Origin of the sequence: Haloferula sargassicola (assembly GCF_040362925.1) — a bacterium.
Taxonomy (GTDB): Bacteria; Verrucomicrobiota; Verrucomicrobiia; order Verrucomicrobiales; family Akkermansiaceae; genus Haloferula; species Haloferula sargassicola.
This window is the reverse complement of the sequence record NZ_BAABRI010000022.1, coordinates 68,511-80,154: the sequence shown is the minus strand read 5'-3', so window position 1 is coordinate 80,154 and position 11,644 is coordinate 68,511. Positions and strand designations below refer to the sequence as shown.

13 protein-coding genes are annotated in these 11,644 nt (G+C 67.1%); 1 reads left to right on the top strand and 12 read right to left on the bottom strand.

Annotated elements, in window-relative coordinates:
* Positions 1 to 336: 336 nt before the first annotated feature.
* The 10 genes from thiE to ABXH26_RS17295 all read right to left on the bottom strand — a co-directional run bounded on the left by thiE (position 337) and on the right by ABXH26_RS17295 (position 9,820).
* Positions 337 to 972 carry a thiamine phosphate synthase gene (thiE, locus tag ABXH26_RS17340; RefSeq protein WP_353568362.1) on the bottom strand — a complete coding sequence of 212 codons (636 nt, stop codon included), beginning with the start codon at positions 970 to 972 and terminating at the stop codon, positions 337 to 339.
* 121 nt (positions 973 to 1,093) lie between these two features.
* Positions 1,094 to 2,446, bottom strand: a complete 1,353-nt coding sequence (gene accC / locus ABXH26_RS17335; protein WP_353568361.1) for an acetyl-CoA carboxylase biotin carboxylase subunit — start codon at positions 2,444 to 2,446, stop codon at positions 1,094 to 1,096.
* 33 nt (positions 2,447 to 2,479) lie between these two features.
* Positions 2,480 to 2,959, bottom strand: a complete 480-nt coding sequence (gene accB / locus ABXH26_RS17330) for an acetyl-CoA carboxylase biotin carboxyl carrier protein (RefSeq protein WP_353568360.1) — start codon at positions 2,957 to 2,959, stop codon at positions 2,480 to 2,482.
* 121 nt (positions 2,960 to 3,080) lie between these two features.
* On the bottom strand, positions 3,081 to 4,862 hold the full coding sequence (locus tag ABXH26_RS17325) for a cbb3-type cytochrome c oxidase subunit II (RefSeq protein ID WP_353568359.1): 1,782 nt from the start codon (positions 4,860 to 4,862) through the stop codon (positions 3,081 to 3,083).
* Positions 4,859 to 5,191 carry a hypothetical protein gene (locus ABXH26_RS17320; protein ID WP_353568358.1) on the bottom strand — a complete coding sequence of 111 codons (333 nt, stop codon included), beginning with the start codon at positions 5,189 to 5,191 and terminating at the stop codon, positions 4,859 to 4,861. Before ABXH26_RS17320 ends, ABXH26_RS17325 begins: the two co-directional genes overlap by 4 nt.
* Before the next feature lie 38 nt (positions 5,192 to 5,229).
* Positions 5,230 to 6,480, bottom strand: coding sequence for a hypothetical protein (locus tag ABXH26_RS17315; protein WP_353568357.1), 1,251 nt, complete (start codon positions 6,478 to 6,480; stop codon positions 5,230 to 5,232).
* A gap of 17 nt (positions 6,481 to 6,497) precedes the next feature.
* Positions 6,498 to 7,154 (bottom strand): ABC transporter ATP-binding protein, encoded by a 657-nt coding sequence (locus tag ABXH26_RS17310; protein WP_353568356.1) that lies wholly within the window; start codon positions 7,152 to 7,154, stop codon positions 6,498 to 6,500.
* Positions 7,154 to 8,266 (bottom strand): ABC transporter permease, encoded by a 1,113-nt coding sequence (locus ABXH26_RS17305; RefSeq protein WP_353568355.1) that lies wholly within the window; start codon positions 8,264 to 8,266, stop codon positions 7,154 to 7,156. The genes ABXH26_RS17310 and ABXH26_RS17305 overlap by 1 nt, the downstream gene beginning before the upstream one ends.
* Positions 8,267 to 8,279: 13 nt before the next feature.
* Positions 8,280 to 9,209 (bottom strand): polyprenyl synthetase family protein, encoded by a 930-nt coding sequence (locus ABXH26_RS17300; RefSeq protein ID WP_353568354.1) that lies wholly within the window; start codon positions 9,207 to 9,209, stop codon positions 8,280 to 8,282.
* An 8-nt stretch (positions 9,210 to 9,217) separates the two neighbouring features.
* A complete protein-coding gene (locus tag ABXH26_RS17295; RefSeq protein WP_353568353.1) occupies positions 9,218 to 9,820 on the bottom strand; it encodes a YceI family protein in 603 nt (200 codons plus the stop codon).
* Between the two features lie 42 nt (positions 9,821 to 9,862).
* On the opposite strand from ABXH26_RS17295, the gene ABXH26_RS17290 reads away from it, so the two are divergent.
* A complete protein-coding gene (locus tag ABXH26_RS17290) occupies positions 9,863 to 10,333 on the top strand; it encodes a hypothetical protein (RefSeq protein WP_353568352.1) in 471 nt (156 codons plus the stop codon).
* 128 nt (positions 10,334 to 10,461) lie between these two features.
* Here the strand turns inward: ABXH26_RS17290 and ABXH26_RS17285 are convergent, their stop codons facing one another.
* Together ABXH26_RS17285 and ABXH26_RS17280 are read right to left on the bottom strand one after the other, a co-directional pair.
* Positions 10,462 to 10,995 carry a hypothetical protein gene (locus ABXH26_RS17285; protein ID WP_353568351.1) on the bottom strand — a complete coding sequence of 178 codons (534 nt, stop codon included), beginning with the start codon at positions 10,993 to 10,995 and terminating at the stop codon, positions 10,462 to 10,464.
* 142 nt (positions 10,996 to 11,137) lie between these two features.
* A complete protein-coding gene (locus ABXH26_RS17280; protein ID WP_353568350.1) occupies positions 11,138 to 11,593 on the bottom strand; it encodes a DUF421 domain-containing protein in 456 nt (151 codons plus the stop codon).
* Between the last annotated feature and the right edge of the window lie 51 nt (positions 11,594 to 11,644).

Here is an 11,644-nt window from a genome sequence, read left to right as displayed (position 1 = left end):
TGCCGGAAGTCTGGGCTGCCGAAAACCGCGCCAAGCATCCCGCCGCCCGCGACCTCAAGCGCGTCGCCTGATCCATCCGACCCTCAGCGTCCACCCCAATCCAACGGCGGTCGCTCGGGGGCTTACGCCTTTTCGGGGGTTGCGGGGCTGCCTATCGAGAAGGAGCAAGCGGCGGAGGTGAGGCGATGCCGATTTCATAATCGGCGCTCCTTTTTCGGGGGCTGCGGAGCTGCCTAGCGAGAAGGAGCAAGGCGTAGGGACGAGGCGATGCTGATTTCATCATCGGCGCTCCATGGTTGCCGATTTCCTCGGCAGCGGCCTCTGGGTGGGCGGCGTCTATGGAGCGATCGTTCCGCGGGCCGCTCGGACGGCCTTGGTGATGTCCGGGGCGGTGAGGAGGTCGGAAACGATCACGACCCGCCTTGCACCGGCGGCGACGACCTCGGCCAGGTTCGCCCGTTTGATCCCGCCGATGCAGAACAGCGGGATTGCCGAGCCGACTTCGGCCTCGATCGCTCGCACGTTTTCCAGCCCGATGCCGGGGCGGCCGAGCTTGGTCGGCGTGGGAAACAGCGGGCCGAAACCGATGTAGTCGAAGCCCTCAGCCACGGCGGCGCGGGCCTGGTCCGGCGAGTGGGTCGAGCGGCCGACGATCATGTCGGCGCCGACGATTTTCCGCACTTCGAGCAGCGAGCCGTCGTCCTGGCCGATATGGACCCCATCGGCGCCGGCGCGCACGGCGATGTCCGGGAAGTCATTGACGATGAACGGCACGCCGGCCTCGCGACACAGTGGCTGGACGCGGCGGGCGAAGTCTTCGATTTCCTCCGGCTCATGCCCCTTGGCGCGGAGTTGGAGCAGGTCGGCGCCGCCATCGAGGAGCTGGCTGGCCACGTTTTCGAGGTCCGCGGCCGGCGTGTAGCCTAGGTCGAGGATGGCGTAGAGGCGGGCGGAGGCGAGTCGGGAGCGCACGTGGAATCAGGGTTGGTGGACGTGTTCCGAAGGGGGCGGCGCCGGAGGGACTCGAAGCGGCAGGCCTCCGCAGGCGAGCGGCCGTTTTCCTGTCCGGCGGTCGATGCCCGCCGCCCCCGTTTCAGAGCTTCTTTTCCTCGAGGAAACGACCGACCCAGCCGATGTCGTAGTCGCCGGACTGGAAGTCGGGGTGGTTGAGGATTTCCTGCTGGAAGGGGATGGTCGTCTTGATGCCGCGGATCATGAACTCGCCGAGGGCGCGCTTCATGCGGGCGATGGCGATCGTGCGGTTGGCGCCGGTGACGATGAGCTTGGCGATCATCGAGTCGTAATGCGGCGGAACCGTGTAGCCGGAGTAGACGTGGGTATCGACGCGCACGCCCTTGCCGCCCGGCGCATACCAGAGGTCGATGGTGCCGGGGCTGGGGGCGAAGTTGTGGTAAGGGTCCTCGGCGTTGATGCGGCACTCGATCGAGTGGCCGCGCGGCGCGGCATTGAGGACGTGCTCGGAGAGCGGCTCGCCGGCGGCGATCCGGATCTGTTCCTTGATGAGCTCGCAGCCCATCACTTCCTCGGTCACGGGATGCTCCACCTGGATCCGGGTGTTCATTTCCATGAAATAGAAGTTCTCCGCCTTGTCATCGACGAGGTACTCGATGGTGCCGGCGTTTTCGTAACCGATGGCCTCGATCAGCTTCACCGAGGCCTCGCCCATCCGCTGGCGCAGCTCGGGCGTGAGCAGCGGTGAGGGACATTCCTCGATGATCTTCTGGTTGCGGCGCTGCATCGAGCAATCGCGCTCGCCGAGGTGGAGGAAGTTGCCGTGGGAGTCGGCGATGACCTGAAACTCGACGTGGTGAGGGTTGAGCACCAGTTTCTCGAGGTAGCAATCGCCGTTTCCGAAGCAGGCCTGGGCCTCGTTCGAGGCGGCTTCGAAGAGCTTGAGGAAGTCCTTTTCATCGAAGCACGGGCGCATGCCGCGCCCGCCGCCGCCCGCGGTGGCCTTGATCATCACGGGGAATCCGATCCTCTTGGCCTCCTCGAGGCCGGTCTTGGCATCGGGCAGGATCTCGGTGCCGGGGGTGATCGGCACGCCGTTCTCGATCGCGGTCGCGCGGGCGGTCGCCTTGTCGCCCATCTTGGTGATGACCTCCGAGGACGGGCCGATGAAACGGATGTTGCAGCTCTGGCAGATTTCCGCGAAGCGGGCGTTTTCCGAGAGGAAACCGTAGCCCGGGTGGATGGCCTCGGCCTCGGTGATCTCGGCGGCGGCGATGATCCGGTCGGCCTTCAGGTAGCTGTCCTTGCTGGCGGCCTTGCCAATGCAGACGGCCTCGTCGGCGAGCTGGACGTGCATCGAATCGACATCGGCCTCCGAATAGACGGCCACCGACTCGACACCGAGTTCGCGGCAGGCGCGGATGATGCGCAGGGCGATTTCCCCGCGGTTGGCGACAAGGACGCGTTTGAACATGCGTGTCGGGGTGCGAAAAGCCGGGCGGGCTGGTTATTTGATGGTGAAAAGCGTGTCGCCGAACTGCACCGGCGTGCCGTCGTCGACCAGGATCGCGGTGATCGTGCCCGAGCGCTCGGCCTTGATCTCGTTCATCACCTTCATGGCCTCGATGATGCACAGCGTCTGGCCGTCGCTGATCGTGTCGCCGACGCTGATGAAGTTTTCGGCATCCGGCGACGGCTTGCGGTAGAAAGTGCCGACCATCGGCGAGGTGATGGGCTCGCCGTCGCTCGCCGGGCCGCTCTCGGTCGGCGCGGCGGCCTGGACCGGGGAGGCGGCGGGGGCCGGGGTCTGCATGGGGGCCGGGGCGGCGGCGTAGCCCATCGGCAGGGCCGACATGAGCGACTTGAGCGACTCGAGGTCCTGGCCCTTTTTGAGTTTCAGGTGGAAGCCGTCCTTCGACATGTCGAAGTAGGTCAATCCATGCTCGTTCATGAGCTCGACGATCTTGCGAAGTTCCTTGAGTTCCACGGCGTTGGCGTTTGGTGGTGAAATGACGTTCCGCGAGGGGTTGTGGCGCTCGCGAGTCAGTTCGGAAGGCTAGGGAGCCACGGGAAATAGCGTCAAGCGGGAACCCGATCGCCCCCGTGCCTCATTCGGTCGGCGGATTTCTCAGACTCATCACCCGATCCGCCAGCGCCCGCACCTCGCCCTCGGAAATCAGCTCGTGCCCCGGCATGTCGGTGCCCGGCAGGCCCCAGCGGATCGCCCGGGCGACGGTCGTTTCGTCCGCGGTCCAGACGAAGGGTCCATCCACCAGATTGGCCGGGCGCTTCGCGAAACGATCGGCCAACTCCCCATCACCACGTCCTTCCGGTCCATGACAGACCGCGCAGTGCGTCGCGAAAAGCAGCGCCCCATCGCCCTCGGGCTCCCCCGCCGGCTGCCAAGTCACCGCCTTTTCCGCCCGCCACCGCCTTGCCTCGTCCTGCCCGGCCAACAGCCAGGCGATCAGGTCGTCCCCGCGCCCGTCCCCGAACAAGTAGCCATACGAGGGCATCGTGCTGTCCTTCACCAGCTTCCGCGGATCCAGAAAATGCTCGCGCAGCCACGCCGCCGATCGCCGCGCCCCGACATGCGTCAGGTCCGGCCCCTGGCGGCGGTTGCCGATCAGCACCGGCGACTCCGCCAGCACCTCCTTCGGCACCGAGGGCGGCCCCCAGCCCGCCGGATCGACCTCCCGCACGTAGCGCGAGTGGCAGGCCACGCAGCCCTCCGCGAGATAGACTTCCCGGCCGCGCTCGACCGCCGTTCCCGGGCTGTCGCCGCGGCGCGAAAATACCGCGCCCGCCAGCAACACCACGCCCACGCCCGCCAGCGCCGGCCATTTCCGGAAACCGAGCACCGCCACGGCAATCACTACCCCGGCGATCGCCACAAACTCCTGCGGCACCCGCTGCAGCGTCTCCGCCATGCCGATCCCGTTCGCCGACCCGAACCAACCCGCCACGCCGAACACCCAGGCCGCCCGCCAGGCGACCTTCTTTTCATCCTCCGCCGCCGAGAGAAACCCCGGCCACGCCACCAGCGCGGTCGAGTACAGCGAAACCCCCACCGGATACCACCAGCCCGCCAGCCCGCGGCTCGACTCACCGTTCACCGCCAACGCCGCCACCGCCAGAATCGCCCACGCGGTCGCGAGCAGGGATTTCCAGCCGCCCCACCGCAGCCACCACCCGGCCACCAGCGCCGCCGCCAGGTGCAGCCCGGCATTCCGCCACAACATCGCCGCTCCCCACGTGCCCTCCTTCAGGTCGCGGTCGTGCTGGATGATGAAAAACGCCGCCGAGTCCAGCCACACCAGCGCCAGAAACGCGAACACCGCCGCCACCGTGGCTGCCCCGGCCCGGGGCAGGCCGTGGTGGAACCGGCTCGGTTCCACCACCCCCGGTACGAGCCCCGCCCCCAACAGCGCGAATCCCGCCCCCACCCAAGCCTGCATCCCCGGCTCCGCCGAAAACACCCACGGCAGGTTGCACAGCGCGTATCCCAGCCCGGTTCCGAGCCCGACCCACGCGACCCCGCCCCACCGCGGCAACAGGGTCGCCACCGAGACCGTCGCGATCCCGATCCCCGCGCCCGTCACCAGGGTGACCATCAGGAACCCCGCCAGATCCTGAATCATCGGCGCCACCGCCCCGGCCACCGCACAGGAAACCATCGCCGTCCGCAGCCGCGCGACCTTCACGCCCCTCCACGCCCTCAAAAACCCTGCCGCCACCCCGGCCACCGCCATCACTCCCAGCGCCAGCTTTTCCTGCTCCACCCCGATGCCCCGCCCTCGCATCAGTTCGACGAACGCGAACTGCGCGAAGATCAGGAAGTAACCATAAACCGACGCCACCACGCCGGCCGCGCGCAGTTTCGTGCTCATCGCCACCAGCGTTTCCGGAGCCCGACCATCTGCACCACCGCCACCACCGCATCCGTCGCCGCCACCCCGGCCCAGGCCGGCACCAGCGAGCCGTCGACGATGCTCACCGTCACAAACGCCGCCACCAGCGTCCGCACCAGCGCCGTGAACTTCCACACCGTCTCCCCCGCACCGCGCAGCGCCCATCCGTAGCTCAGCCCCACCGAGCCCACGAACACGCCGATCCAGCGGAGAAACACCAGGCTCTCCGGCGACACGCCCTCGATCTTCAAGGCCGCGAGCACCCAGGCCGGGCAAAAAACCAGCAGCAGCCCGGTGGTCGCATCCATCGCGCCGACGCCCAGGCTCCACCACCTGCAAAACCGCTTCACGCCGTCACCCCCTTTCCCGTCACCGGATCCGCGGCCGGGGCTTCCAGCCCCGTTCCCATCCACCAACTCACCGAAGCCCCCAGCATCACCAGCCCACCCAAGCTCCTCACGGCAAAACCCGCCACCTGCCACCAAGGCGCCTCGATCATCCACCCGTATCCGGCACTCTCCCCCCAGCCCATCGCCATCAGCACCGCCACCATCCCCAGGGCCGCCCCGTTCCAAACGACGATACTCGCCGCATTTCCCACCTTCACCCCCATCAGCGTCAGCAGGCAGGCGCAGAACGAGGTCGTGAACCCCGCCATCGCCAAGTGCGAGTGCGCCACCAGCCCGTGTGTGAATTTCAGCCGATCCAGCACCTCCGGGAAATACGCCGTAACCCCGCTGACCACCAGCAGCGCCCACCAGCCGAACATCGCCACCCGCCACGGCCGCGAAGCCGTTGGCCACTCGTAGCGTTTCCACCACCGCGGCAGCAGCAGTGCCCACGGCAGCAGCAGCAGCATCGACCCGATCTGCCACCAGTCGCGATGCGTTCCGCCCGCCGCCTCCGCCAGCCCGAAGGCCAGCCAGGAAAAACCGAAGAAACCCATCACCGGCCAGCTCGCCCCGCGTTTCACGACGGGCCGGGCCAGGCTCGCCGGCAGCAGGAGCATCAGCCCGATCACGAACAGCGTCGACCCCAGCAGGCTCGATCCCAGCGGCCCGCCCGTCGATTCGTCGATCGGCGGATAGGCATCCGGCGACGCCGCCATCTTCATCATGAACGGCACTGCCGCCAGAGCGATCAAGCCGAGCCATCGGAGCGCTGGCTTGAGCCGTCCCGGTCGGTGCGCGCCGGCTGAAGCCAGCGCTCCGATCAGCAGCGCCAGCCACAACACGACCATCGCCACCACCAATCCCGCGAGGCTGCCCCCCTTCCAATCCAGAAACACCTTCCCCGAGCTCCCGCCCTGCAACCAGCCCAGGCATCCGAGCGCCAGCGCCGCCGTCCACGCCCACACCGCCGCCTCCGCCCATCGACGAGGAACCTCGTAGATCCGGAAAAGCCACGCCACCAGCGGCAGCGCCGTCCACCCGTAGAGCTGCCCGTTCAAATGCACCGGCACCCACCGACCATAGCTCCACTCGCCCGAAAGTAGTTGCGCGCGCAACAATAATAGCGACAGCCACAGCCCCGCCGCGTTCGCCGCCACCAGCCAGCCGAGCGCGTGCCGGGCGGCGATCCGGACGCCTGCACTCACTCCTCCACCCTCCCCACTCACTCCTCGACCCTCCCATCGCGCATCCTCACCACGCGCCCACATCGCCGCGCCAGCTCGATGTCGTGCGTGGCCATCACCAGCGTCAGCCCGTGCTCGGCCACCAGCCGCATCAGAAGATCGAAGACCGCCTCGCGGTTCCGCTCGTCCAGGGCACCGGTCGGCTCGTCCGCCAGCAGCACCTGCGGCCGGTTCATCAACGCCCGGCACAAGGCCCCACGCTGGCGTTCGCCGCCGGAAAGCTCGCGCACCCGGCGATCGAGCCGCTCGGACAGGCCGGTCTCGGCCGCCAACTCGAGCACCCGCCCGCGGGCGTCCTTTTTCGACATCCCCACCGCCACGGCCGGAACCAGCAGGTTTTCCTCCAGCGTCAGCCCGGTCATCAGGTGGTGGAGCTGAAACACAAAGCCCACCGTGTGGCGCAGCAGCTCGCGGCGCGAGACCTCGTCCTCGACCCCGCGACCCGCCACGCTGACTTTTCCTTTTTGCGGAAACTCCAGCCCGGCGATCACGTTCAGCAGCGTCGATTTCCCACAGCCGGAACTCCCGACCAAAGCCACGGTCGATCCTTTCTCGACCGTCAGCGTCACGCCCTTCAGCACCTCGATACGACCTTCATCGTAGCTGCGCCACACGTCGTCGATCTCAATCATCATCACTCGAACCTCAGGGCCTCCGCCGGTTTCAACCTCGCCGCATGCGCCGCCGGATACAACGCGCCACCGATCCCCGTCAGCAGCGCCAGCGCGACCGCGCCGAGCACCTCCATCAGGCCGACCTGCGGCTCGATGTAGCCCTGCAGCGCCGGCAGCGCCTTCAGCAGCCGCAGCCCGCCGATCGACATCAGCCAGCCGGCCAGCACGCCGATCACCGACAGCGCCAGCGACTCGCCCAAAATCATCCGCGCCAGCTGACCGCGCGAAAACCCGCACACCCGCAGCACCGCCAGCTCGCGGATGCGGCTGAAGACCGACAGGATCATCGTGTTCGTCACGCTCAGCCCGCCCAGCAGGAAGGCGCAGCCGCCGACCACCCAGGCCGTCGTTTTCATGATGCGGAACTGCGAGTAGCTCTTGCTGAACTCCTCGTTCTCCAGCGCCGTCAGCCGGCCGTGGTTCTTTTCGATCCACGCCTTCACCTCCTTCGTTTCGTGGCCCTCGGCCAGCGCCACGGTCACCACCGACGACACACCCTCCTTGTGGAAAGCCCGCTGGCACTCGGCCAAGGGCATGAACACGCCGCCGTTTTCAAAGCCATTCTCCATCCGCACCACACCGGCCACCGGATAAGTCTCCTGGCCGAGCTGGACCTCGTCGCCGGCCTTCGCCTCGAGGAAGCCGGCCGCCCTTTCCCCGAGCACCACGCCGCGGCCGCCATCGGAAAAACCCGACTCGCCGCCGCTGAGCCACTCCGCCTTGGAAAGCCGGCCGTCGCTGGCGCGGATGCCGAAGCAGGTGATCACCGGCCGGTCCGGCGCGGTGATGATCGTGAACAGCACCGGCTGCGCCTCCTTCACGAAGGGCTGCGCGGCCAGCTCGTCGACCAGCGTTTCCGGCACGTTGCTGAAGAACAGGTCGGAGACGTTTTTCTCGAACACGACCATCTCCGCATCGCTGCGCAGGATCTTCTCGAACATCTTCACCGCGCCGCCGAGCAGGCCGACCACGCTCAGCATGGTCGCCACCCCGAGTGCGATGCCCGTGGCCCCGATCGCCGTGCGCACGCGATGGCGACGGAGGTTGGTAAGAATCAATTTCCAGAGACTCATCGCCAGCCGCACATCACACTACCGCCGAGCCGAGGGAAAGCCCGATCGCCTCCACCCCCTCCGGCACGCCGACCCGCAGCGGGGCCAGCATTCCCCAGCGCTCGGCCGGTCCGGGAAGCATCCGCTGCACGCGGTCGCCGATCTCCACCAGCCGCCCGAGCCGGGCCACCGCGTTGTGGAAACCCTCGGCCGCCACCAGGTTCGGGCGCCCCAGCTCCTCGTCGCGCCCGGCCGACTTGCCGGCGCCGCCGATGACGTCCTTGACGTCGTCGGCCGCCTGGTACGCCAACCCTCGTAGCAAGGCCAGCCGGTCGAGCAGCTGGATTTCCCGCTCGGATCCACGCCCGACCATCGCCGGCAGCACGATCGTCAGCCGCAGCAGGTCGCCGGTCTTGCGCGCGGCCACTTCGCTGACGTCGGCCACGCTCTGGCCATCGCGCCAGCCGCCGAGGTCGTGGCTTTGACCGCCGATCATCCCGTGCGTGCCGAGGCAGCGATCGACCCACTCGCCCGCCAGCTCGCGGCGCCCGGCGGAAGCCTGGCCCATGCCCTGCCACAGCAGCGTGTAGCCGCGGTTGATCATCGCCAGCGCCGCCAGCATCGCCACGCCCTCGCCATGCAGCACGTGCAGCGTGGGCATGCCGCGGCGCACGCGGGCGTCATCCATCGCCGGCAGGTCGTCGAAGACCAGCGAGGCGGTGTGCAGATATTCGATCCCGCAGGCCATCGCCCGCGCCCGGCCTTCCGGCACGCCCATCTGGATCCCGACCAGGTAGGCCGTGACCGCGCGCGTCAGCGAGCCCGGCCGCGCCAGCAGGTCACCGAGCGCCGCGGCGAGGCGGCGCTCCATGCCGTCCGGCCGGCCCATGCCCTGGCGGAAACTCTCCGCCATCAGCGCCTTCGCGCAACCGGTCCGCTTGGACCACCAAGAGTCAGGAGTCATGGATACGGTTAGATTTTTCCCACCAGGTGGAAACGGATGCTCAGGCCCGGCTTGACCGTCATGAGCGCCATCGAGCGGATGATCGGCAGGCCGAAATTCGTGTAGTCCATCGTGGCGGTGCCGTCGATGGTCACCCAATCGCCGTCCTTTTGCACGGTGTAGGGGAAGGAAATCGCCTTGCTGACACCGTGGATCGTCAGGTTGCCCATGGCGTAATGCTGGCCGCCCTTGTCCCAGGTTTTGGTGAACGTGAAGCTGCCCGCCGGCTTGGCGCCGCCCAGCCATTCGAGCATCTTCTCATCGCGGTCCTTCTCGCCGGTCTTGAGGTTGTCGAAGGTCCACTTCAGCTCGAAGGCCTGGGGCTTCAGCGATGATGCGTCCCCCTGCACATTGGCCGTGTAGTCCTTGAGCGTACCGGTGAAAGAGTGGCCGGTCGCCTTGGCATCGACCTGGATCCGGCTGCGGCCCTTGTCGACCTTCATCGTGGCGGCGTTCGCCCCCGCGCCCAGCATCAGCCCGCAAAGCGCGAGGCCGATCGATTTCTTCATCGCCTTTCCGGCGGAGCGGTGCTTGTTGTCAACAAGCGCCCTACAGGTGGATTTCGTGTTCATCGTCGTTCGGGGTTTTCGGATTCAGTTCAAAAACAAGTCGCCATGAAAGTTCGTTCGCTTCTCCTCCTTCTGCTCGCCCTCTTCGCCCTGCCCTGCCTCGCGGAGCCCTACAAGACCGGGCAGAAAATCGACGCCTTCTCGGCCCAGGACGCGCACAAGAAGGCGTTCACGCTCGATCCCTCCGGCACGCGCTACCTGCTGGTCAGCCACGACATGGACACCGGCAAGGCGGCCAACGCGGCGCTCGACGCCAAGGGCGCCCCCTTCCTGCCCTCGAAGAAGGCCGTTTTCATGGCCAACATCCATGGCATGCCGGGCATCGGCCGCATGTTCGCCCTGCCGAAGATGCGCAAGTATGCCCACCGCATCATCCTCGGCGACGACGCCGGCCTGATGGCCCGCTTCCCGCAGCAGCCGGGGAAGGTCACCGTGCTGAAAATCTCGGGCGGCAAGATCAGCTCGATCCAGTACTGGGATCCGAGCAAGGAAGCCGTCGACGGCTACCTGAAGTGAGCCGGGGGAAGGAAAGTGAAAGGTGATGAGCATGGAATGCGCGAGATTGGAGGCTTGAAACGAGTCGGCTGAAACGCCGCAGGGAGGAACGTCCACCCGGCGGTCGGCCGGGTGAAGCACTCACCTCGTCAGATCCTCATCACGCCGCCCCGCCAAGGCGGAGGGCCGGCGCGCGAGCCATCGCTGCGCGGAAAAAGCGTCCGCCGGGTCGCAGGAGCCGGTGTCACGGGCACCGGTGCCACCGCGGCATCAGCGAGCCGGACCGGCGACGAACCCGCCTCTCTGGTCGCGGCCACCGGTGGCAGTGGCTTGTTTCCCCCGCCGATGGCGAGGTGGTGGTCCTCATGGTCCTGCTCCGATCGGCCGACGGCCAGGTCCTCCAGAAAGGTGTGGTGGCGGAGCAGCACGGCCTTGTCCGGGTGATGCAGCGTCAGCATCAGCCCGCCCTGCTGATCGAAGGAGCAGCGGACCTCATGTCCCCCGCTGCCGGGGAACATGACCAGCACGCCGCCGACGCACGATGGCAGCCAGGCGAGCGCCAGCAGCAGCACGCCGAGCCATCGCAGCACGGCGCCCAGCCCCCCGGCAGCCGGCCGACGGGTCAGGTTCCACACAAGCGAGGCGACAAGGCCGAGCATGCCGAAAAAGCGATCACTCCGCATGACTTTGTTCAACCATCGGACGAGAAATCCGCAAATCCCGGCAGGTAACCGTTCGGTCAGGGAGCGACTTCCCCGCTCCAAGCTCCGCCTCGCGGCATCTGGAGGGGCGTCCCAAGCGGTTGCAGCGAGGATTGGCGAGAGGTCACGACCGGTCAGGGTCGGCCGGGATGATGGTGATGCCGCCGTTTCGCTCGAGGACCGCGAACTGGATCTGATCCATCCGCGAAAGCCCGTGGAGCTCCCTTGCGGCGCGCAGCACGTCATCTTCTCCCACTCCGGCGTGCTCCATGTATCGGTAAATAGGCTTCCCCTCGGCGACGATGACGAGAGGCTGACCCTCGATCCACTTGTCAAGCCGCGGAAAGAGGCGCTTCAGACGCGCCAACCCGAGATCGATCCCGAACAGCGTCCCGATCAGAACAAAGCAGTTCGTGACGGAAAAGTCATCTCCCAGAAGTGCTTGCTGGGTGGTTTCCGCGATGATGAGCAGCAGGACGAAATCAAAGGTCGTCACCTGCCCGAGAGAACGCTTCCCGCTGACTCGGAAAATCACGAACAGGAACGTGTAGACCAATACGGCTCGAAGGGATGCTTCCATGGGCTTGAGCGGTGGATCATTTCAAAAAGGGGGCGGCCTTCATTCCGCCGC